The 21,825-nt window shown below is 62.9% G+C and carries 22 protein-coding genes; 19 read left to right on the plus strand and 3 right to left on the minus strand.

From position 1 onward, the window contains the following. Nucleotides 1–123 precede the first annotated feature (123 nt). The 14 genes from D5125_17150 (at nucleotide 124) to hemN (ending at nucleotide 13,067) form a co-directional block, all read left to right on the plus strand. Nucleotides 124–348: a hypothetical protein gene (locus D5125_17150; protein ID QPB72258.1), complete on the plus strand. Its 225-nt coding sequence runs from the start codon at nucleotides 124–126 to the stop codon at nucleotides 346–348. Nucleotides 349–468: 120 nt separating this feature from the next. After that, nucleotides 469–1,086, plus strand: a complete 618-nt coding sequence (locus tag D5125_13820; GenBank protein QFY90472.2) for a MotA/TolQ/ExbB proton channel family protein — start codon at nucleotides 469–471, stop codon at nucleotides 1,084–1,086. A gap of 1 nt (nucleotide 1,087) precedes the next feature. After that, on the plus strand, nucleotides 1,088–1,510 hold the full coding sequence (locus D5125_13825; GenBank protein ID QFY90473.1) for a biopolymer transporter ExbD: 423 nt from the start codon (nucleotides 1,088–1,090) through the stop codon (nucleotides 1,508–1,510). Between the two features lie 4 nt (nucleotides 1,511–1,514). After that, nucleotides 1,515–2,507: a tetraacyldisaccharide 4'-kinase gene (locus tag D5125_13830; protein QFY90474.1), complete on the plus strand. Its 993-nt coding sequence runs from the start codon at nucleotides 1,515–1,517 to the stop codon at nucleotides 2,505–2,507. Beyond that, nucleotides 2,500–2,685 carry a Trm112 family protein gene (locus D5125_13835; GenBank protein QFY90475.1) on the plus strand — a complete coding sequence of 62 codons (186 nt, stop codon included), beginning with the start codon at nucleotides 2,500–2,502 and terminating at the stop codon, nucleotides 2,683–2,685. Before D5125_13830 ends, D5125_13835 begins: the two co-directional genes overlap by 8 nt. 1 nt (nucleotide 2,686) lies before the next feature. Then, nucleotides 2,687–3,451, plus strand: coding sequence for a 3-deoxy-manno-octulosonate cytidylyltransferase (kdsB, locus tag D5125_13840; GenBank protein QFY90476.1), 765 nt, complete (start codon nucleotides 2,687–2,689; stop codon nucleotides 3,449–3,451). A gap of 279 nt (nucleotides 3,452–3,730) precedes the next feature. After that, a complete protein-coding gene (locus tag D5125_13845) occupies nucleotides 3,731–4,840 on the plus strand; it encodes a PstS family phosphate ABC transporter substrate-binding protein (GenBank protein ID QFY90477.1) in 1,110 nt (369 codons plus the stop codon). Between the two features lie 115 nt (nucleotides 4,841–4,955). Continuing rightward, entirely contained in the window at nucleotides 4,956–6,344 is a 1,389-nt protein-coding gene (gene pstC / locus D5125_13850) for a phosphate ABC transporter permease subunit PstC (protein QFY90478.1), read from the plus strand. A gap of 12 nt (nucleotides 6,345–6,356) precedes the next feature. Further along, the gene (gene pstA / locus D5125_13855) at nucleotides 6,357–8,180 is read left to right on the plus strand and encodes a phosphate ABC transporter permease PstA (protein QFY90479.1); all 1,824 of its coding nucleotides are present in this window, start codon (nucleotides 6,357–6,359) and stop codon (nucleotides 8,178–8,180) included. A gap of 145 nt (nucleotides 8,181–8,325) precedes the next feature. Next, nucleotides 8,326–9,177: a phosphate ABC transporter ATP-binding protein gene (locus D5125_13860; GenBank protein ID QFY91167.1), complete on the plus strand. Its 852-nt coding sequence runs from the start codon at nucleotides 8,326–8,328 to the stop codon at nucleotides 9,175–9,177. After that, nucleotides 9,174–9,932 (plus strand): phosphate signaling complex protein PhoU, encoded by a 759-nt coding sequence (phoU, locus tag D5125_13865; protein ID QFY90480.1) that lies wholly within the window; start codon nucleotides 9,174–9,176, stop codon nucleotides 9,930–9,932. Before D5125_13860 ends, phoU begins: the two co-directional genes overlap by 4 nt. A gap of 493 nt (nucleotides 9,933–10,425) precedes the next feature. After that, complete coding sequence (gene prmB, locus D5125_13870; protein QFY90481.1) at nucleotides 10,426–11,328, plus strand: 50S ribosomal protein L3 N(5)-glutamine methyltransferase; 903 nt, start codon at nucleotides 10,426–10,428, stop codon at nucleotides 11,326–11,328. Nucleotides 11,329–11,355: 27 nt separating this feature from the next. Beyond that, on the plus strand, nucleotides 11,356–11,679 hold the full coding sequence (locus tag D5125_13875; GenBank protein ID QFY90482.1) for a general secretion pathway protein GspF: 324 nt from the start codon (nucleotides 11,356–11,358) through the stop codon (nucleotides 11,677–11,679). A gap of 5 nt (nucleotides 11,680–11,684) precedes the next feature. Continuing rightward, nucleotides 11,685–13,067 (plus strand): oxygen-independent coproporphyrinogen III oxidase, encoded by a 1,383-nt coding sequence (hemN, locus tag D5125_13880; GenBank protein QFY90483.1) that lies wholly within the window; start codon nucleotides 11,685–11,687, stop codon nucleotides 13,065–13,067. 280 nt (nucleotides 13,068–13,347) lie between these two features. On the opposite strand, the gene nosD is transcribed toward hemN, so the two are convergent. The 3 genes from nosD to nadB form a co-directional block, all read right to left on the minus strand. Then, nucleotides 13,348–14,520 (minus strand): nitrous oxide reductase family maturation protein NosD, encoded by a 1,173-nt coding sequence (nosD, locus tag D5125_13885; protein QFY90484.2) that lies wholly within the window; start codon nucleotides 14,518–14,520, stop codon nucleotides 13,348–13,350. An 82-nt stretch (nucleotides 14,521–14,602) separates the two neighbouring features. Beyond that, nucleotides 14,603–15,676 carry a cyclic nucleotide-binding domain-containing protein gene (locus D5125_13890; protein QFY90485.1) on the minus strand — a complete coding sequence of 358 codons (1,074 nt, stop codon included), beginning with the start codon at nucleotides 15,674–15,676 and terminating at the stop codon, nucleotides 14,603–14,605. A 153-nt stretch (nucleotides 15,677–15,829) separates the two neighbouring features. After that, nucleotides 15,830–17,455 carry an L-aspartate oxidase gene (nadB, locus tag D5125_13895; GenBank protein ID QFY91168.1) on the minus strand — a complete coding sequence of 542 codons (1,626 nt, stop codon included), beginning with the start codon at nucleotides 17,453–17,455 and terminating at the stop codon, nucleotides 15,830–15,832. Between the two features lie 192 nt (nucleotides 17,456–17,647). Between nadB and rpoE the strand changes: the two genes are divergently transcribed. From rpoE to D5125_13920, 5 genes are read left to right on the plus strand one after another with little or no spacing between them, the layout of a single operon-like run. After that, a complete protein-coding gene (gene rpoE / locus D5125_13900; protein ID QFY90486.1) occupies nucleotides 17,648–18,232 on the plus strand; it encodes an RNA polymerase sigma factor RpoE in 585 nt (194 codons plus the stop codon). 25 nt (nucleotides 18,233–18,257) lie between these two features. Beyond that, the gene (locus D5125_13905) at nucleotides 18,258–18,905 is read left to right on the plus strand and encodes a sigma-E factor negative regulatory protein (GenBank protein QFY90487.2); all 648 of its coding nucleotides are present in this window, start codon (nucleotides 18,258–18,260) and stop codon (nucleotides 18,903–18,905) included. Further along, nucleotides 18,889–19,881 carry a MucB/RseB C-terminal domain-containing protein gene (locus D5125_13910; GenBank protein QFY90488.1) on the plus strand — a complete coding sequence of 331 codons (993 nt, stop codon included), beginning with the start codon at nucleotides 18,889–18,891 and terminating at the stop codon, nucleotides 19,879–19,881. The genes D5125_13905 and D5125_13910 overlap by 17 nt, the downstream gene beginning before the upstream one ends. Continuing rightward, entirely contained in the window at nucleotides 19,878–20,369 is a 492-nt protein-coding gene (locus tag D5125_13915) for a SoxR reducing system RseC family protein (GenBank protein QFY90489.1), read from the plus strand. The genes D5125_13910 and D5125_13915 overlap by 4 nt, the downstream gene beginning before the upstream one ends. After that, nucleotides 20,360–21,805: a DegQ family serine endoprotease gene (locus D5125_13920; protein QFY90490.1), complete on the plus strand. Its 1,446-nt coding sequence runs from the start codon at nucleotides 20,360–20,362 to the stop codon at nucleotides 21,803–21,805. Before D5125_13915 ends, D5125_13920 begins: the two co-directional genes overlap by 10 nt. The last annotated feature ends 20 nt before the right edge of the window (nucleotides 21,806–21,825 follow it).

A 21,825-nucleotide genomic window follows, 5' to 3' on the forward strand; every position in this document is an offset into this window, starting at 1 on the left:
TGAGTAGGCCGTGCTTAACCGATGATAAGATTGTCGCTGGCCATGCAGTCGTTTCCCCGGAAGGGAGAGAGAATGGAGGCCTAGGCAGTTACCTCTGCTCAGCGCTCAGCAGGAGAGAAAACCATGCAAGCGCAACGAGTTGTCGGTCGTGTGGTCAATGGCAATATCTCCATTCGGCTTACGGAGAGTTTCAATCAGCATAGGGTCGAGGTCAGCATTCTGACGCTGGATGAGGATGAAAAACCATCCTCGCAACGCCGGCCACACCCCGATATCCTTGGCCAGGTGCGGATCAAAGGCGATATTTTTACATCAACTTCGGAACAGGATTGGGGCTTGTGTCTATGATTGTGCTGGATACGGCATCCACCTCGGGGCTTGGTCAGAATGCTTTTCGGTCCCTTTCGTCTGTGCGCCATCCACCGTCCCCTGTATAATCGGCCCTTTGTGCAACCTGGGGATGCCCGCGTGTTGGAACTGGTCAAATCCGGCGGTTGGTTGATGCTGCCCATTCTTGCCTGCTCGGTGGTGGCGCTGGCGATTGTCATCGAGCGGCTGTGGACCCTGCGGCCCGGCTATGTGATCCCGAAGAACCTGGTGGCGGACATCTGGCAGGTACACAAACAGGGCCAACTGAACGAGCGTGCCATCGGCATCATCCGCGAGGGCTCGCCCCTGGGGCGGGTATTGGCCGCCGGGCTGGTCAACTTCAACAACTCCCGCGAGGTGATGAAGGAATCCATCGAGGAGGTTGGCCGTCAGGTGGTGCACGAGATGGAGCGCTTCCTCAACACCCTGGGCACCATTGCCGCCATCTCGCCTCTGCTTGGCCTGCTCGGCACCGTGATCGGCATGATCAAGGTGTTCAGCGCCATCACCCAGGCCGGGGTGGGCAATCCGGCGATTCTCGCCGGGGGTATCTCCGAGGCCCTGATCACCACTGCCGCCGGTATCTCGGTGGCCATCCCCACGCTGATGTTTCATCGCTACCTCAACGGCCTGGTAGAGCGCTATGCAGTGCAGATGGAGGAGGAGGCGCTGAAGATGATCGAGGTCATGCACGGCGAGCGGACCGGGAAGCAATGAGATGAACCTGCGCCCGCACAAGGCCCGCTCGGTGGATATCAACATGACGCCGCTGATTGACGTGGTGTTTCTCATGCTGATCTTCTTCATGGTCTCCACCACCTTTGATCGCAGCAGCCGCATCCAGCTGGAGTTGCCCGAGGCCGGTCAGGCCCGGCAGGAGCAAAAGGAGGAACGGCAGATCAGCATCGTCATCGATGCCGAGGGCAACTTCTATCTGGATGACGAACAGCTGGTGAACAACGGCTTTGCCACCCTCAAGCGCGCCCTGGAAAAGCGCGTTCAGGGCCTGCAATCCCTGCCACCCCTGGCCATAGTGGCCGATGCCAGGACCAGCCATCAGAGGGTAATGACGGCGATGGATGCCGCCAGCCAGGTGGGCCTGGTGAACATGAGCTTTCCCGCCCGCCAGCGCGAGCCCTGAGGCCGTGCGCCAGCTGGATACCTACTGGCAAGACCTGAACCCTGTCGCCCTGAGCCTGCTGCCCCTGGCCGGGCTGTTCTTTCTGCTGCTCAAGCTGCGTCGCGGGCTCTATCGGCGCGGCTGGCTGAACTCGGTACGCCTGCCTGTGCCGGTGCTGGTGGTGGGCAATATCCGCGTCGGCGGCAGCGGCAAATCCCCCTTGGTGGCGGCCCTGGCCCTGGCCCTCAAGGCCCGTGGCTGGCGGCCCGGCATCATCGCCCGGGGCTATGGCGGCCGCGCCCGGCAGTGGCCGCAAGCGGTCCATGCCGGGTCCGACCCCGGGCTGCTGGGCGACGAGCCGGTGATGCTGGCCCAACTCACCGGCTGCCCCCTGTGGGTGGGACCGGATCGGGTGGCCGCCGCCCAGGCCCTGCTGGCCGAAAACGACTGTGACCTGATCCTGTCCGATGACGGCCTGCAGCACTACCGCCTGCGGCGCGACCTGGAGATCGCCCTGATCGATGGCCAGCGCCGCCACGGCAACGGCCTGCTGCTGCCGGCCGGTCCCCTGCGTGAGCCGCTCTCGCGCCTGGATCAGGTGGATTGGCGCTTGACCAAGGGACGGGCCGGGCCGGGCGAGATGGCCCTTGAGCTGGGGCTGGGCGATGCGGTCGGCCTGAGCGATCCCCAACGGCGGCGACCCCTGGGGCAATGGGTTGGCCAGTCGGTCCATGCCCTGGCCGGCATCGCCCACCCCGAGTCCTTCTTTGGCCTGTTGCGCCGGCAGGGGCTGCGGCCGATAACCCACCCCTTTGCCGATCATCATGCCTTTAAGGCCGCGGATATCCGTTTTGATGACGACAAACCGGTGCTCATGACCCACAAGGATGCCGTAAAATGCCAGGGCCTGGCCGACCAACGCCACTGGTATGTGCCCCTGCAGGCGCGACTGCCTGCCGCCTTTATTCATCAAGTCGATCTGGCTTTGCAGACAATAACGGGAAAAATCAATGGATAAGTATCTGCTGGAAATATTGGTCTGTCCCCTGTGCAAGGGGCCGCTGTATTACGACAAAAAGGCCGAGGAGTTGATCTGTCGGCCCGACCGCCTGGCCTATCCGGTACGCGATGGCATCCCGGTGATGCTGGAGGACGAGGCGCGGGAGCTGGACCCGGAGGAAGGGGTTCCGGCCTGAGATGGCGGGTTTCAAGGTCGTCATCCCTGCCCGTTACGGCTCCACCCGGCTGCCGGGCAAGCCGTTGCGTCTGATTGCCGGTCGGCCCATGCTGCTGCACGTATTGGATCGCGCCCGCGAGAGCAGCGCCGAACAGGTGGTGGTGGCAACCGATGACGAGCGCATTGCCCGCCTGGCGGAGGCGGCGGATGCCGAGGTCTGCCTGACCTCGACGGCGCACAACAGCGGTACCGAACGGCTGGCCGAGGTGGTGCAACGGCTGGCCTGGCCGGATGATGTGATAGTGGTCAACCTGCAAGGGGATGAGCCGACCATGCCGGGTTGCCTGCTGAATCAGGTGGCCGAGGATATGGTCCTGCACCCCGAGGCGGTGATGACCACCCTGGCCTGCCCGCTGCGCCAGCGCGCCGAGCTGTTCAATCCGAATCTGGTGAAGGTGGTACTGGACCACTTCGGCTATGCCCTCTACTTCAGCCGCGCACCCATCCCCTGGCACCGGGACGAATTTACCGAGCAGGCCGACGCCCTGCCGGAACCCACCCCTTTCCAGCGCCACATCGGCCTCTATGCCTACCGCGCCGGGTTTCTCCAACGCTACCTCAACTGGCCCGCCTCGCCCCTGGAGCAGGCCGAATCCCTGGAACAGCTACGCGTCCTCTGGCACGGCGGACGCATCCACGTCAGCAGCACCGCCGTCCCCCCCGGCCAGGGGGTGGATACCCAAGAAGACCTGGAGCGGGCCTCGGCCTGGTTTGGGCAGGGCTAAATCGTCCCGGCGCGAAGCGGGAGGGGCCTGATTGAAGGAGACTGGCTTGGTCCTACAGTGCCTTTTACTGTGAAGGGCGCGCAGCGCTCGTTTGCTTCCCCCTCGCCTTGGGGGTTGGGGGAGGGAAGGATCGGCCAAGCTGTCCCATCCCGCGTCAAACTTCATCCAGGGGACATCCGGCTGTCACATTGCTTTCACATTGCCCCCGCAGAATGCGCAGCAATCATCGGGTTGGCCGATGTTTGTTTGTGAACCTACCTTCCCCTGGAGGCTATTGTGATGAAAAAAATCCTCGCCAGTGCTGTATTGGCCGCGCTTGTTTCTGGCAACGCCGCTGCCGCCGCTCGTGATCATATCGAAATCGTCGGCTCTTCCACTGTCTATCCCTTCGCTACCGTAGTGGCCGAGCAGTTCGGCAAGAGCACCAAGTTCAAGACCCCGAAGATCGAATCCACCGGCTCCGGTGGCGGTCTGAAGCTGTTCTGCAAGGGTGTTGGCGTTGAGTACGCCGATATCACCAACGCCTCGCGCCGGATCAAGGGCTCGGAAGTGGAGAACTGCGCCAAGAGCGGCGTCAAGGAAATCATCGAGGTCAAGGTCGGCTATGACGGTATCGCCATGGCCAATTCCAAGAAGTCACCCCAGTTTGAACTGACCACCAAGGATATCTTCCTGGCCCTGGCCAAGCTGGTCCCCGGCCCGGACGGCAAGCTGATCGAAAACCCCTACAAGACCTGGAAGGACGTCAACCCCGCCCTGCCAGCCATGAAGATCGAAGTGCTCGGCCCGCCGCCCACCTCCGGTACCCGTGACGCCTTCGTCGAACTGGCGATGGAAGGCGGTGCCAAGGCCTTTGATGACCTGAAGAAGCTGCGTGGTTCCAAGGACGAGGCGGAAATCAAATCCCTGATGGCCAAGCTGGGCCTGCCCGAATCCGCCTTCAACAAGAAGGGCAAGAAGGTGTTCCAGGCCGTGGCCCACGGTATTCGTGAAGACGGTGCCTTCATCGAGGCCGGCGAGAACGACAACCTGATCGTGCAGAAGCTGGAATCCAACCCCAACGCCCTGGGCGTGTTCGGTTTCTCCTTCCTCGACCAGAACGCCGACAAGGTGCAGGGCTCCAAGATCAACGGCAAGGCCCCGACCTTCGATACCATCTCCGATGGCTCCTACGCCGTGTCCCGTCCGCTCTACGTCTATGTGAAAAAGGCCCACATCGGCAGCATCCCCGGCATCGCCGAGTTCATGGCCGAATTCACCAGCGACAAGGCCTGGGGTGATGAGGGCTATCTGGCCGACAAAGGCATGATCCCCATGCCCAAGGCCGAGCGCGCCAAGTTTGCCGACGCGGTGAAGAACCAGACCCCGCTGGTATTCAAGGCCGAATAAGATCGGGCCGGATCGCCCCTGGGGCCGCGGGAGCGCGGCCCTGTAGTACCTGTAAACGACCGGAGGCCCTGTCCTCCGGTCGTTTTTATCTCGCCAGCGCCATTGGGTGAAGCCTATGCAGCCTCCCATTCTGATTATCATCCTTGTTGCCATTATGGCGATTGCCTACCAGTTGGGCCTTAAACGCTCCGTTGCCAGCGCCGGTGGCCGTGCCGATATCCGCCATCTGCACAGCCTGCCCAGCTATTACGGTGCCTACGCCGCCCTCTGGTGTGGTCTGCCGGCCCTGTTGATGCTGGGTTTCTGGACCGCCTTTGAGAACAACATAGTCACCAACCTACTGATTTCCTCGCTTCCCGAGGCGGTGCAGCAGACCGACCCGCAGCGCCTCAATCTGATGCTCAATGACATCAAGAACCTGGCCGATGGCAATATCGTCTCCGCCGATATCGATCCGGCAATGCGGCAGGCCGCTGACAGTTACCAGCAACTGCAAGGCATCAGCGCGGCGGCCAAGACGGTGGTGGTGCTGGCCCTGGGGATCTTAGGCACCCTCTGGGCCTGGCGTCGCATCAACCCGCAGTTGCGCGCCCGCAATGCGGTGGAGAAGACGGTCAATATACTGCTCATCATAAGCTCCAGTATCGCTATTCTCACCACCATCGGCATCGTACTGTCGGTGCTGTTTGAGTCCATCCGCTTCTTTGGCAAGGTCCCCTTCATGGACTTTGTCTTTGGCCTGGAATGGAGTCCACAAACCTCGATCCGCGCCGACCAGGTGGGCTCCACCGGGGCCTTCGGTGCCATCCCCCTGTTTGCCGGCACCCTGTTGATCGCCTTGATCGCGATGACCGTGGCGGTGCCCATCGGTCTGATGTCGGCCATTTTCATGGCCGAATACGCCGGGCCGAAATTCCGCGCCGCGGCCAAGCCGGTGCTGGAGGTGCTGGCCGGGGTGCCGACCGTGGTCTATGGCTTCTTTGCCGCCCTGACGGTGGCACCCCTGTTCCGTGACCTGGGCGAGGCCATGGGCCTGGCGGTGTCCTCGGAGAGCGCCCTGGCCGCCGGTGCCGTGATGGGCATCATGATCATCCCCTTCATCTCATCGCTATCGGACGATGTGATCAACGCCGTGCCCCAGTCCATGCGCGATGGCTCCTACGCCCTGGGCGCGACCAAGTCAGAGACGGTGCTGCGGGTGATCATTCCGGCGGCATTGCCCGGTATTGTTGGCGGCATACTGCTGGCGGTGTCGCGGGCCATCGGTGAGACCATGATCGTGGTCATGGCGGCCGGCCTGTCCGCCAATCTTACCGCCAATCCGCTGGAGGCGGTGACCACGGTGACGGTGCAGATTGTCACCCTGCTGGTGGGCGACCAGGAGTTCGACAGCCCCAAGACCCTGGCTGCCTTTGCCCTGGGTTTGATGCTGTTTGTCGTTACCCTGGCGCTGAACATCATCGCCCTGCACGTGGTACGCAAGTACCGCGAACAATACGAGTAAGAGGATTGCCCAATGGCTGCTTCAACCGAAAAAATGCGCACCATAGATATCGTTCAAAAGAACCTGGACAAACGCTATCGGGCAGAGCGGCGTTTTCGTCTCTTTGGCCTGCTCGCGGTGGTCACTGGCCTGCTGTTTGTCTCGGCCCTGTTCATCGACATCATCTCCAAGGGCCACGGCGCCTTCATGCAGACCTTCATCCAGCTGGATGTGGAGCTGAGCGCCAAGGAGATTGACCCCAAGGGCAGCCGTGACCCCGAGGTGCTGCGCCAGGCCAATTACCTGGGTCTGGTGAAGAGGTCCATGCGTGAGATGTACCCCGAGGTCACCGGCCGCGGCGACAAGCGTGATCTCTATGCCATCCCCAGCACTGGGGCCAACATGGTCCTGCGTGATCTGGTACTGAACAACCCGGATCTGGTGGGGTCGCGGCAGCAGATCTGGGTGCCGGCCGATGACGATATCGACGTGTTCAACAAGGGCGGCAGCACGGACATAGAGAGCGAGGTTGGCCGCGGCATCGCCTCGCCTAGCGGGGTGGAGGGTGAGATCAGTATCATGACCACCACCAACAGCTTCACCCCCATCCTGGCCGAGGTAAAGGAGAACCTGGTCGAGCAGGCGCGGGAGATGAAGCGTGATGTGGCGCGGCTGAAGTCCAGCCTGAGTTCGCTGGATGCCTCCATCGCCGAACTGGATCAACAGATCCAGCAGGCCCAGGACGGCAACCCGGCCCATCTGCACGACCTGCAGGGTGAGCGTGAGGATCAGGTCAATCAGCGTACCCTGAACGCCGCCGAGGCCGAGCGCCTGGCGGCCGAGGCGATTGAACTGCAACGGCGCGCCGATACCCCAGGGGGCGAAGAGGCCCTGAATGGCGACCTGCCCAGCTATCTGCTGAAGATCAACGGTGGTCTGGTCAAGGTGGATCGGGTGAGCAATGTGGGCATTGTCGGGCGCGTGCTGCTGCCGTTGGAGTCGGCCAGGGAGGCCGGTGATGGCAGCTGGAGCCTGCTGACCCTTCAGACCCCGGAGAACAACCGCCGGCTGAAGGACAAGATGATCGCCTGGACCCTCAAGCTGCGCGATCAGGGGCGCATGGAAAAGCGCTTCAACACCACCTTCTTCACCGCCGGTGACTCCCGCGAGCCGGAGCTGGCCGGTATCGGCGGCGCCTTCATCGGCTCCATGCTGACCCTGGCGGTGACCCTGCTGCTGTCCTTCCCCATCGGCGTGGCGGCGGCGGTCTATCTGGAGGAGTTTGCGCCAAAGAACCGCTGGACCGACCTGATCGAGGTGAACATCAACAACCTGGCGGCGGTGCCTTCGATCGTCTTCGGCCTGCTGGGCCTGGCGGTGTTCATCAACTTCTTCGGCATGCCGCGCTCGGCCCCCCTGGTGGGCGGCGTGGTGCTGACCCTGATGACCCTGCCGACCATCATCATCGCCAGCCGGGCGGCGCTCAAGTCGGTGCCGCCGTCGATCCGCGAGGCGGCCCTGGGGGTAGGGGCCTCACCCCTGCAGACGGTGACCCATCACGTCCTGCCCCTGGCCATGCCGGGCATGCTTACCGGCACCATCATCGGCATGGCCCAGGCCCTGGGCGAGACCGCGCCCCTGTTGATGATCGGTATGGTAGCCTTTGTGGTGGACCTGCCCGGCGGGGTGTTCGACCCCTCTACCGTATTGCCGGTGCAGATCTTCCTCTGGGCCGATAGCCCGGAGCGGGCCTTCGTCGAGCGCACCTCGGCCGCCATCATGGTGCTGCTGGCCTTCCTTATCACCATGAACGCCCTGGCGGTCTATCTGCGCAAGAAGTTCGAGCGGCGCTGGTAGGGATGACTTATTGAATTTCGGGGTTTGAAATGAACGCCAATGCACGCAAATCGAGGCCTATTTTCAACTCTGCGATCTCTGCGCTCCTTTGCGTACTCTGCGTCCGTATTTAACGAGGTAACAATCTATGGATCAAACCATGAACATGAGTAGCACGGCGGCCGAGCCCGCCTTTGACGTCAATTCCAGTGCCCTGGCCGACCGTGAGGTACTGGGCACCGTGGGCAAGATCCGGGTGGACAATCCGCGCATGAGTACCACCGAGGTCAATGTCTTCTACGGTGACAAGCATGCCATCCAGAATGTCAGCCTGGACATTGGCCAGAACGAGGTGGTGGCCATGATCGGCCCCTCCGGCTGTGGCAAGTCCACCTTCCTGCGCTGCCTGAACCGGATGAACGACACCGTGCCCGGTTGCCGCGTCACCGGCAAGCTGCTGCTGGACAAGGAAGACATCTACGACCCCAAGATCGATGTGGTACCCCTGCGGGTGCGGGTGGGCATGGTGTTCCAGAAGCCCAATCCCTTCCCCAAGTCGATCTATGAGAACGTCGCCTACGGCCCACGCATCCACGGCCTGATCACCAGCAAGGCCGATCTGGACGAGATCGTCGAGACCAGTCTGAAAAAGGCCGGCCTCTGGGAGGAGGTCAAGGATCGCATGGATCAGCCCGGTACCGGTCTCTCCGGTGGTCAGCAGCAGCGCCTGTGCATCGCCCGCACCATCGCCGTGTCGCCCGAGGTGATCCTGATGGACGAGCCCTGCTCGGCCCTGGATCCCATAGCCACGGCCAAGGTGGAGGAGTTGATCGACGAGTTGCGCGAACACTACACCATCGCTATTGTGACCCACTCCATGCAGCAGGCGGCGCGGGTGTCGCAGCGTACCGCCTATTTCCACCTGGGCAAGCTGGTGGAGGTGGGCGAGACCAACCAGATCTTCACCGCCCCCAAGCACAAACTGACAGAAGACTACATTACAGGACGCTTCGGATGACCAACAGCAATACCCCCAAACGCCCCCTGGGTCAGGGCCACACGGTGCATCGCTACGATGAAGGCATCAAACAACTGCGCGATATGGTGCTGGAGCTGGGTACCAGCGCCCGCAAGGAACTCAAGCTGGTGTCCGAGGCACTGACCGATTGCGACAGCAACAAGGCGCACAAGGTGGTAACCCAGGTCAACGACCTGCGTAACCTGATCCTGCAGGCCGATGAAGACTGCATGGAGTTGATTGCCATGCACAACCCGGTGGCCGGCGACCTGCGCCTGATCCTCGCCCTGTCGAAGTGCATCTGCGAGTTTGAGCGCATCAGCAACCAGGCCAACAAGATCGCCCGCATCGCGGTGAAGAGTATTGGCAATGGCAGCGGCAGCGGCAGCGCCAACAACAACAGCAGGGGCCTGCTCTATGATGTCAGCCGCATCTCCGCCCAGGCACTGAAAATGATGGATCTGTCGCTGGATATACTGAGTAGCGAGAGCGTCGATCTGGCGGTGGAACTGGTGCAGAGCGACGATGACCTGGACGACCTGTTCGCCGCCGCGATACGCCACCTGAGCACCTACATCATGGAAGACCCGCGCATGATCGGGCAGGTGATCGAGACCGTGCTGGTGTTGAAGTCATTTGAAAAGATCGGCGATCATGCGTCTAACGTCGGCGAACGGGTGATCTTTGCCGTTACCGGCAAGGATGTGCGCTTTATCAACAACGAGCAGTTGGACCAGGGTTATCTGGACGACTGAACCCGACCAGGTCCGCCAGCCCTTCGCGCAGCGCTCGTTCCGGACGGCCCATGGGTGTAGGAGCGGCCTTGGCCGCGAAGGGCGCTTGATAAAGTTAGAAGTTTGAAGGGTAAAGTTTGAAGGAATGAGCCTTTCGGGCGTTTTTTAGAATCGCGGGCAAGCCCGCTCCCACAAGGTAAGCCCGTTCCCACTGGGCCTAGGAGCCTATCGGATTTAGGATGCACCTACTGCGCCGGTGGGAAGAACGGCCCAAATTTCCCCGATTTTTCGTTGCGTAGGCCAACTATGCGCCTCAAAATCGTGAAAATTTGTTCTCGCTCTCCCACCTTGCTCGCTACGGGCACCTAAACCCGACAGGCTCCTAGCCTATCGATGTGGCTGGAACAATGGGGTAATGCTCCCGGAGCGACGACTCCAGGGTCACCGATGATCCCATGATCGTTAGGGCAGACTGGGGTATGATCCCGCTTCGATCACCAGCAAGCCCTGAATCATGCACTTTCCCCTCAATGAACTGAACAGCCTGCGCGACTGGGTGCGCTGGGGCGCGAGCCGCTTCAATGCCGCCGACCTGAGCTTTGGCCAGGGCACGGACAATGCCCTGGACGAGGCCCTGGCCCTGGTGCTGCACGCCCTGCACCTGGATCATTCCCTGCCGGAGACCTATCTGGACTGCCGGGTGAGCGCCGAGGAGGCGCGGCAGATCCTCAGCCTGCTGCTGCGGCGTGAGCAGGAGCGCCTGCCGGCGGCCTATCTCATCGGCCGGACCGGGTTTGCCGGACTGGAATTCGAGGTCAGCCCCCAGGTACTGATACCACGCTCGCCCCTGGCCGAGCTGATCGAGCAGGGCCTGGCCCCCTGGCTGGAGCCGGAGGCGATCGAACGCGGGCTGGATCTATGCACCGGCAGCGGTTGCATCGCCCTGGCCCTGGCCCATTACCTGCCCCAGGCGCGGATCGACGCCGTGGAGCTGTCTGCCGAGGCCCTGGCGGTGGCCGAGCGCAATCGCCAGCGGCTGGGGCTGGAGGATCAGGTGCAGTTCTACCAGGGTGATCTGTTCCAGCCCCTGCCAGAGGATGCCCGCTATCAGGTCATCCTCAGCAACCCGCCCTATGTCCATCCCAGGGAGTACGCCGCCCTGCCCGAGGAATACCGGCATGAGCCGCGCCTGGGTCTGGAGGCGGCGGACGAGGGCCTGGCCATTGTGATTAGCATCCTGCGTAACGCGGGTAAATTCCTTACCCCAGATGGTATCCTCGTCGTTGAGGTGGGCAGTAGCGCCGAGACCCTGCAGCAACGCTACCCCGAGGCCCCTTTCCTCTGGCTGGAGTTCGAGCGTGGTGGCGATGGCGTGTTCCTGCTCAGTGCCGAGCAACTGCAACAACAGCAATTTTGATACGCGAAGTGAATCGAGGGTGAATCTATGGCGGTAAGACGGGCGCGCAGTGCGCAAGAATATGGCGAAATGGTGAAGCAGGCGGTGTTTGAGATCGCGGACCTGCGTGACTGCCTGGAGTATGAGATGGAGGACCTGCAGCGCTTGCCGGACTTCCTCGACCCCTTGCAGGAGGGCATTCAACAGGTATATGACGCCATGTGCGCGGGCAGCTACCACTTTGGTCGCGAGGACCTGGCCTTCATGGACCTGGCCCTGGAGCACGCCGACGACATCCCCTTTCTGTTTCTGCTCAAACGCATCAACGAAACCCACCGCCGTGGCATAGACGTGGACGGTGAAGACGAGTGAGGCCCATGCAACAAAGCATTGAATTCGACCTGGAGCTGATCCGCAAATACGACCGCTCCGGCCCGCGCTACACCTCCTATCCCACGGCAGTGCAGTTCACCGACAGCTTCAGCGCGGCTGACTACCGCGCCGCCATGGCGCGGGGTAACGCCGCCGGGCGGCCGCTGTCGCTGTACTTTCATATCCCTTTCTGCGACACCATCTGCTTCTATTGCGCCTGCAACAAGGTGGCCACCAAGGACCGCGGCAAGGCCCAGCCCTATCTGGATCAGGTCTATCGCGAGCTGGAGCTGCAAGCGGCCCTGGTGGAGGGCGAGCGCGTGGTCGAGCAGCTGCACTGGGGCGGCGGCACCCCCACCTTCATCAGTCATGATCAAATGCGCGAGTTGATGGCCAAGACACGCCAGCACTTTGCCTTTGCCGATGACGAACAGGGCGAGTATTCCATCGAGATCGACCCGCGCGAGGCCGATGCCGCCACCATCGCCATGCTCCGGGAGATCGGCTTCAACCGCATCAGCATGGGGGTGCAGGACTTCGATGATCAGGTGCAAAAGGCGGTCAACCGCATCCAGACCGAGCGGGAGACCCTGGAGGTGCTGGAAGCCGCCCGCGCCCAGGGTTTTCGCTCCGTCAGCCTGGACCTGATCTACGGACTGCCGCACCAGACGGTGGAAAGCTTCGGCCGCACCCTGGATCGGGTCATCGAGGTGGGGCCGGATCGGCTCTCGGTGTTCAACTACGCCCACCTGCCCAAGCTGTTCAGCCCGCAGCGGCGCATCAACGAGGCGGACCTGCCCCTGCCTCAGGTCAAGCTCGACATACTCCAGGCCACCCTGCACAAGCTCACCGCCGCCGGTTATGTGTATATCGGCATGGACCACTTCGCCCGCCCCGAGGACGAGCTGGCGGTGGCCCAGCGCGAGCGCACCCTCTATCGCAATTTCCAGGGCTACTCCACCCACGCCAACTGCGACCTCATCGGTCTGGGCATCACCTCCATCGGCATGGTGGATAATACCTACAGCCAGAACGTCAAAACCCTGGACGAATACTGCGACCGCATCAGTGCCGACCGGCTGCCCCTGTTCCGCGGCCTCAGCCTGACCCGCGACGACGAGCTGCGCCGGGATGTGATCACCAAGCTGATCTGCCACTTCGAGCTGAACTTTGCCGAGATCGAAACCGCCTGGCAGATTGACTTTGCCAGCTACTTCAGCCGCGAGCTGGGCGAGCTGCGCGACATGGAACAGGACGGTCTGCTCAGCCTGGACCCCCAAGGCATCCGCGTCCTGCCCGCCGGCCGCTTCCTGATCCGCAACATCTGCATGAGCTTCGACGCCTATCTGCAGCAAAAGCCAGGGCAGAGTTTTTCCAAGGTGATTTAGTCCAAAAATGGGACGCAGAGGACGGAGAGAAGAATGGGGCAGGAAAGCCCTCGCCCCTTACTGTGAAGCAACCTAGCTGTAGCTACTCATCCTGGGAGCTCCGAGCGCTGGCTCGGAGGTATTGAGTTGTAGCCCGGATGGAGTGTAACGGAATCCGGGGTTACCGCAGGGCCTGGCCTCCCCGGATTCCGCCCTTCGACTGGCTTCCTGTGCTGAGCATCGTCGAAGCAAGGACATCGCTTCGCTGCATCCGGGCTACGGGGCTGACGAGGCTGGATTTTCAAGGCAGCCTCGGCCTGGGGTCACGCAGGATCAGCTCGGGCTCGCTGTAGGCCGATAGGCGCTCCAGAAAATCCAGGGTCTCCAGCACCGGAGAGCCGCGAAAGAAGCGGGTCATGGGTCGGTCCAGCCAGAGCTGATCCGAGTGCAGATAGACATCGTGGGGCTGGTCGCCAAAGCCATCGCCGTCCAGATCAAAGCCCTGATACTCGTCCCACTGATTGCCCCGCCAATCGTGCAGCAGGGCGCTGGTGGGGGCGCTGACGGCGACGCTGAGCAGGTTCTGCTCAAAGCGGTTGTCGTGGATCTGGTGGCCGCCCTTCTCGCCGTAGAAATAGAGCGCTATGTCATTGTAGGCAAAGTGGTTGCCCTTCAGACTCAGGGTGTTCTCCGGGTGGATCGGGGAGTTGGCCCTCAGGCCCAGGGCGCAGTGCAGGATGTGATTGCCCTCGATGCTTACCTGAGAGCTTTCCTTGACCGAAATGGCGGCCCCGGCGAAGTCCCGCAGGTGGCTGATCTGGTTATTGAGGATATGCAGCTCATCGGAATAGACCACCACAATGCCGCGCCCGCTGGCCTGGATACTGTTGTTCTCAATCCGGTTACCCGGCGAGAACACCAACTCCATGGCCACTCGGCTGTTGCTGATGCGGTTGCCGCTGAACAGATTATCCGGCGCATTGGTGAAATAGATATCGCGCACCTGCTCGAACTGGTTGTTTTCAAATCGGTTATCGCTGCTGTTCCAGACCCGCAGGCCCTCGCCGCGCAGGCTGGGGGCGACATCGAAGGAGCTGATCCGGTTGTTGCGGATCAGGTTGTCATAGGCCTTCTGCAGCTGGATGCCAAACAGCACCTGATCGATGCGGTTATTCTCGATCAAGGCCCCGTTGGCCTCCAGGGAGATGCCGGCATCCACCTGATCGTGGGAGTTGCCCGAATGGGTCAGGTGCAGACCGCGCAGCACCACCCCATCGGCGGTGACGCGCACCACGCTGCCGCTGCCGCCGCCATCCAGGGTCACCCGCCCCTCGCCCTCGATGGTGATGGGCTTGTCCACCACCACCGGGCCAGAATAGACCCCAGGGGCCGGGCGCAGCACGCCACCGGCCGGGGTCAGGGCGATATAGAGCTGCAACGGCGGGTAGGCCTGGGCTGAGGGCAGATAGAGCAACAGGCAGAAACAGAAAACAGAAGACAGAGGACTGAGAACAGAACACGGGGGACAGAAGATAGAGGATGGCATTTTGCGTGCGCTACCGGGTCTTGGCCGGGATCTCCTCGAAGGCCCGTTCCCTGTCTTCCAGCAGATAGCTCTTGAAGCCCTTTTGCGCCATGATGAAACAGCCGGCGGCGCTGCGGATACCGCTGTCGCAATAGACGATGTAGCTGCGGTTGTGGTCCAGCTTGCGCAGGCGGCGGCGCAGCATGAACAGGGGCAGGTTGATGGAGCGCACCAGTCGGCGCTGGGCGAACTCGTCCGGTGAGCGCACGTCCACCAGGATGGCGCCGTCCTTGAGCATGCGCTTGGCGCTGTCGAGGGAGACGCGGTTGATCAGGTTGGGTGCCAGCAGTTCCAGGAAATCCTCCTTGGACAGGCGCATCAGCAGACCATCGGTGATCATCTCGACGCTGGCGTTGCGCGGTGCCCCCGAGGCCAGCGCCTGCTCGCCAAAGGCGGCCAGGGGCTCCAGTTCGGCCACGGTCACCTCATTGATCAGCACCCGGGCGCGGCCCTCGCGGATCACATAGTAGTAATCCCCCATCTCACCCTGCTGAATCACCCGCTGGCCGGCCTTGACCGGCTGCGGCTCCATGCGCTGGCCGATCTTCTGTACGTTCTCCGGTGGCAGGTCATAGAAGCTGGGGCTGCAAAGCAGGGCCATGACCCAGTCGTTGTCAATCGGGAACTCGCTGTCGCTGAGCATCTCCGAAACCACCAGGCCATCGCTGGCAAAGCTTGAGGCAGGCCCGGCCAGCTGGTCCCGCCAGGTGATCAGGGTCTCCAGCTTGGTGTTGTCAAAGCGCAGTACCCTGGCCTTGGGCGAGATCACGCGGGCGTTGGCCGGCCGGGGCTTGAGGTTGCCGAAGGCGAAACGGGCCTGTTGGCTGTCCGCCGACAGGCGCGCCTCGCGGCCGTTGCGGTCGATCATCACGATCTCGCCCTCCAGCAGGTAATAGACGTAGCTGTCCTTGCTGTCCACGGCATAGATCTGCTGGTTGCGCCGGAGATCCAGCGGTTGGGCGATCTCGGCCACACGCTCCAGCCCAACCCGGTCCAGGTCCGTCAGGGGGACCAGTCGGCGCAGTTGGCTGGGGTCGGTGGGCATGCTGTTCGGTACCTTGCAGTGGGGGAGTTCAGGAGACACAGGCAACCGCCGGGCCTGTGTCTATTGCTTCGTACTTGGAGTTTTCTAACTTATTAGCCTATAAGTATAGATTCTAAAGGATTTTATCGCGATATTGCGAGTTTTGTCGGGTTTTCATCGGTCTGGCCCCGGTCGGTAGCTGTCGGGGTAGAGGATGGTGGGCTGGTTTTGCTGCTGGTCATCGCGGAAGGGGAAGTCCAGGTTGTAGTGCAGGCCGCGGCTTTCGTGTCGGCGGCGGGCGGAGCGGATGATCAGGTCGGCCACATCCACCAGGTTGCGTAGCTCCAGCAGGTCGTTGCTGACGCGGAAGTTGCCGTAGTATTCGCGGATCTCCCGGCGCAGCATGTCGATGCGGTGCAGGGCCCGCTCCAGACGCCGGTTGGAGCGGACTATGCCGACGTAGTCCCACATGAAGCGGCGCAGCTCATCCCAGTTGTGCGCCACCATGACCTCCTCGTTGGGGTCGCTGACACGGCTTTCGTCCCAGATCGGCAGGTCTTCGGGCATCTGGGTGCGCGCGCTCTGGCGGCCGATATCCTCAGCCGCCAGCTGGCCGAATACCAGGCATTCCAGCAGGGAGTTGCTGGCCATGCGGTTGGCCCCGTGCAGGCCGGTATAGGCCGCCTCGCCGATGCAGTAGAGGCCGGGCAGGTCGGTACGCGCCCGCTCATCGCAGACCACGCCGCCGCAGGTGTAGTGGGCCGCCGGCACTACCGGGATGGGGGCCTGGGTGATGTCGATGCCAAACTCCAGGCATTTGCCGTGGATGGTGGGAAAGTGCTCGCGGATGAAGGCGGCCGGCTTGTGGCTGATGTCCAGCCACAGGTGGTCGGCCCCGGTGCGTTTCATCTCGTGGTCGATGGCGCGGGCGACTATGTCGCGCGGGGCCAGTTCGGCGCGGCCATCGAAGCGGTGCATGAAGCGTTCGCCATCGGCCAGCAGCAGGTGGCCGCCCTCGCCGCGTACCGCCTCGGTGATAAGAAAGGACTTGGCCTGCGGGTGATAGAGGCAGGTGGGGTGGAACTGGATGAATTCCATGTTGGCCACGCGGCAGCCGGCGCGCCAGGCCATGGCGATGCCGTCGCCGGTGGCCAGGTCCGGGTTGGATGTGTACAGATAGACCTTGCCGGCACCGCCGGTGGCGATGACCACAAAGCGGGCGGCGAAGGTCTGCACCCGGTCGTTGGCGATGTCATACACATAGGCCCCGAGCACCCGGTTGCCTGGGCGCTCCAGCTTGTTTTCGGTGATCAGGTCCAGCGCCAGGTGGTTTTCCTGAATTCGGATGTTGGGCCTGAGCCGGGCCATGCGGTCGAGCCGTTGCTGCATCTCCCTGCCGGTGTGGTCGGCGGCGTGGATCACGCGCCGGTGCGAATGCCCGCCTTCGCGGGTCAGGTGGTACTCGGGGCCGGTGGCCGGGTTGGGAAAGCGGGTGAACTCCACCCCCAGGTTGTCCAGCCAGTCGATATTCCCCGGGCCACGCTCCACCACCAGGCGTACCCGACCCTCGTCACAGAGGCCGGCCCCGGCGTTGAGGGTATCCAGCACATGGGACTCCAGGGAGTCTCGCGCATGACGCACCGCCGAGATGCCGCCCTGGGCATAAAAGGTGTTGGATTCCTCCAGGCTGCCCTTGGCCAGCAGGGCGATACTGAGCCGCTGCGGCAGGCGCAGGGCCAGGCTGAGGCCTGCGGCACCGCTGCCGATAATGAGGACGTCCTGCTGGACTATGGGTTCGATACGGGATTCGGGACTGGTCTGGGGCAAGGGGGCTACCTTTGGCAAAGGGTGATGCGGTTTGCCGATCTGTGGCTTTGTCGGGATAATCGAATATCACCGTCAGGAGACTAAGCCGAGCCATGCCGTTCGATCAAGAAAAATCAGTCAAGATCGATCTCGCCGTCGGGCCGATTGCCGTCCGGGTCTGGCTGCATGACTGAACAACAGCCATTGGATACGGAGTTGGTGGCGCGGGCGCAGCAGGGCGACAAGCGTGCCTTCGATCTGTTGGTGATCCGCTATCAGCAGCGCGTGGTCAGCCTCATCATGCGCTATGTCAAAGACCCCGACGAGGCCCTGGATGTGGCCCAGGAGGCCTTCGTCAAGGCCTATCGGGCCCTGCCCCGGTTCCGTGGCGACAGCGCCTTTTTCACCTGGCTGTTCCGCATTGCGGTGAACGCGGCGAAGAATTACCTGTCATCCGCTGCCGGGCGGCGTAACAATGCCCCGGATATCGACCGGGAATTGGCCGAGCGAGTGGATGATTCCGGCCGCCTGCGGGAACTCTCTACCCCTGAAGACTATCTATGTGAGGAAGAATTGGTGCAGGTGCTGCACAAGGCCATCCAGGACCTGCCCGAGGATCTGCGCTCGGCCCTCACCCTGCGTGAAATGGAAGGCCTGAGCTACGAAGAGATCGCCCAGGTGATGGACTGTCCCATAGGCACGGTGCGTTCGCGCATCTTCCGCGCCCGCGAGGCGGTGGACGCCCGGATCAAACCCCTGCTGGGGCACTGAGTAAACGCAACAGCGAGTCATGAACATGCAACAGAACACAGCGCAGCAACTCTCCGCCCTGAGTGATGATGAACTCACCGAGTTTGAGCGTAGGCGTCTGCTGGATGACCTGCTGGACGAGCCGGAAAACCGCGCTACCCTGGCCCGTTACCGGCTGATCGGTGAGGCCATGCGTCACGACCAGAGCGAGGCCCTGGTGGGCGTGGGCTTCTATCGCGGCGTCTCCCGAGCCCTCCGGGTGGCTGCCGACCAAGCGGTGGAAACGGATTTGCGCCGGGGGCAGACAGGCCTGCCGGTTCCCGCAGCCGCCCCGGTCCGCTTCTGGGGCAGACCCCTGGCCGGCCTGGCCCTGGCCGCCTCCCTCAGCCTGATCAGCCTGTGGCTGGCACCGCAGTGGTTCCCTGATCGGGCCCTCCTGAACGGCCATGTCGAACTGGCCAGCGCGGCCGAGCCGACAGGGCGTGATGCGGACAGCACAAAGCCGGATCAGACCGTGCTGGCGGTGGCCGAGCCCACCGTCGGGGATGACCCCGAGCAATGGCGGCGACTGCCGCCGGAGATGGAGCAGCGGCTCAACCGCTATCTGATGGATCACGCCGAATTCGCCGCCGGGCGGGGCATGGACCGCATGTTGCCCTACGCCAGCTTCGTCAGCTATGAGCCGGGTCTTTAGTATGCCCCGGCATGGGTTGACGTCTGGGCTGCTGATCCTGGGCCTTGTTCTGATCCCCATGCCGCTCTGGGCCGAGGACGCTGCGGAGGCCTGGCTGGAGCAGATGTCCAAGGCCATGGCCGGGCTCAACTACGAGGGCGAGCTGGTCTATCAGCACGGCGATCAGATCAAGGTGCTGCAGCTGATCCACACCGTGCGCCAGGGGCGCGAGCGGGAGCGCCTGATCTCTCTCAACGGCGTGCCCCGTGAGGTGATCCGCGACCAGGACGCGGTGCGCTGCGTGCGTCCCAGCAGCCAGGCGGTATCCGTGGATCGGCGCGGCGGCAGCGGCTACGGCTTTCCCTCCCTGCAGCCCCTGACGGCCCATGAGCTGGGCCGGGTCTATCGTATGCGGCTGGCCGGGCAGGGTGGCCAGGCACGGGTGGCCGGGCGGCTGGCGCGGCGTCTCGACATCCAGCCGCTGGATGGCTACCGCTACGGCCACAGGCTCTACCTGGACGAGGAATACCGCCTGCCGCTGAAGCAGGAGGTGCTGGACCACCAGGGCCAGCGCGTCAGCCTGATCATGTACAGCCGCATTAAGGTGGACCCAGGGCTGCCCTTCGAGGCATCCCAGGCCAGCCCCCTGAGCAAGGACTTCAGCCTGATCGAATACCGCCCGCGGCAAAAGGTCGATGGCGAGCAGCCAGAGGCCTGGGGCCTGAGCCGTCTGCCGCCGGGCTTTCACATCAGCCATCGCGATTTTCGCCAGGATGAGGGCGGCATCAGCATGGAGCATCTGGTGCTCAGCGATGGCCTGGCCTCGGTATCCCTCTACCTGGAACCGGCGCGGCCGGACAACCACTTTGATGGCCCCTCACGGCTGGGGGCGGTGAGCATCCATGGCCGTCGGCTGCAAGACCGTCAGATCCTGGTCATTGGCGAGGTACCCCAGGTCACCACCCGCTTTATCGCCGAGGCGGTGGAACTGCGATGATCGAGACCCAGGCCCGGGTGGTGGCGGTGCAGGGCGGGCGCACCTGGGTGCAGGCCGCTCGGCGCTCCTCCTGCGGCCAGTGCAGCGCGGCGGGCTCCTGTGGTGGCTCCCTGTTCGCCCAGCTGTTCGGCAACCGGCCGGTGCGGGTAGAGGTGGACAACCCGCTGCAGGCGCAGCCGGGGCAGGGGGTCGTCGTCGGTGTGCCGGAGCGGCTCATGCTCAGCGGCTCCCTGCATCTCTACCTGCTGCCCCTGCTCGGCCTGATCCTGGGTGCCTTGCTGGGGCAGGGCCTGTTTTCTGGGCAGGCCGGTGAATTACCCGCCATACTGGGGGCCTTGCTGGGCCTTTTTGCCTTTCCCGCCCTTTGGCGGTGGTTGAAACCCGTCTTGGCAGCAACCACATCCCTACCCATCATCATGCGTATCCAAACGGAGGGCCTGCCGGTGGCCCCTCCGGGATCAAACGAGGAGAAAAAACCATGCCTGTAAGCACGACACACCTGAAAAACTATCGGAACAGGGTCCTGGCCCGCCTTGCTCTGCTCATGGCGCTGTTTGGGCTGACAGGGCTGGCGCTGGCCAATAACCTGCCCAATTTCACCGAGCTGGCCAAGCAGACCGGCCCGGCGGTGGTCAATATCAGTACCCAGAAGACCCTGGCCAGGCGCGCCGTGCCGCACAATTTCCAGATGCCTGATCTGCCCGAGGACAGCCCCTTCAACGAGCTGTTCAAGCACTTCTTCCAGATGCCCAAGGGCTTGGAGAAGGAGGGCGGCAAGTCCGAACGCAGCTCCCTGGGCTCGGGCTTCATCATCTCCGAGGACGGCTATATAGTCACCAACCATCATGTGGTGGAGGGGGCCGATGAGATCATCATCCGCCTCACCGACCGGCGCGAGTTCGAGGCCAAGGTGATCGGCTCGGATCAGCGCAGCGACGTTGCCCTGCTCAAGATCGAGGCTGCGGGCCTGCCCACCCTGAAGACCGCCCAGACCGACGAGGTGCAGGTGGGTGAATGGGTGCTGGCCATAGGCTCGCCGTTTGGCTTTGACCACTCGGTCACCGCCGGCATCGTCAGCGCCAAGGGCCGCAGCCTGCCGGATGACACCTATGTGCCCTTCATCCAGACCGACGTGGCGATCAACCCAGGTAACTCCGGCGGTCCGCTAATCAATCTCAAGGGCGAGGTGATCGGCGTCAATTCCCAGATCTACAGCCGCACCGGCGGTTATATGGGCCTGGCCTTCTCCATCCCCATCGACGTCGCCATGGATGTGGTGGAACAGTTGCGCGACAAGGGCAAGGTCACCCGTGGTTGGCTCGGGGTCTATATCCAGGATGTTACCCGCGAGCTGGCCGAATCCTTCGGCCTGGACAGCCCGCGCGGTGCCCTGGTGGCCCAGGTCATAGAGGATAGCCCGGCGGCCAAGGCCGGTATCCAGGTGGGTGACGTGATCCTGGAGTACAACGGCAAACAGGTGGACAGCTCCTCGGTGCTGCCGCACCTGGTGGGCCGCAGCCTGGTGGACGAGGACGCCAAACTGAGCCTGCTGCGCAAGGGCGAGCAACTGGAGCTGAGCGTACGCATCGGTGAGCTGAGCGGCGACGGCAAGCAGGCCGATGGCCGGGTGGACGACAGTGATCGCCTGGGTCTGGGGGTGCGCGACCTGACCGCTGCCGAGCGCGACCAGCTGGAGATCAAGAAGGAACTCGGCGTGTTGGTGACCCGGATCGAATCCGGCCCCGCCAGCCGCGCCGGGGTAATGGTGGATGATGTCATACTCATGCTGGACAACCAAGCGATCAAATCCGCCAGCCAGTTCGCCAAGCTGGTGACCGAGCTGCCGGCGGAAAAATCCATCGCCGTGCTGGTACAACGCAAGAGCGGCACCCTGTTCCTGGCCATGCGTCTGCCAAAAAAATAAGCTTGTCGGGACTCGGGACT

It is taken from the genome of gamma proteobacterium SS-5 (assembly GCA_009497875.2).
Lineage (GTDB): Bacteria > Pseudomonadota > Gammaproteobacteria > Chromatiales > Chromatiaceae > Magnetovirga > Magnetovirga frankeli.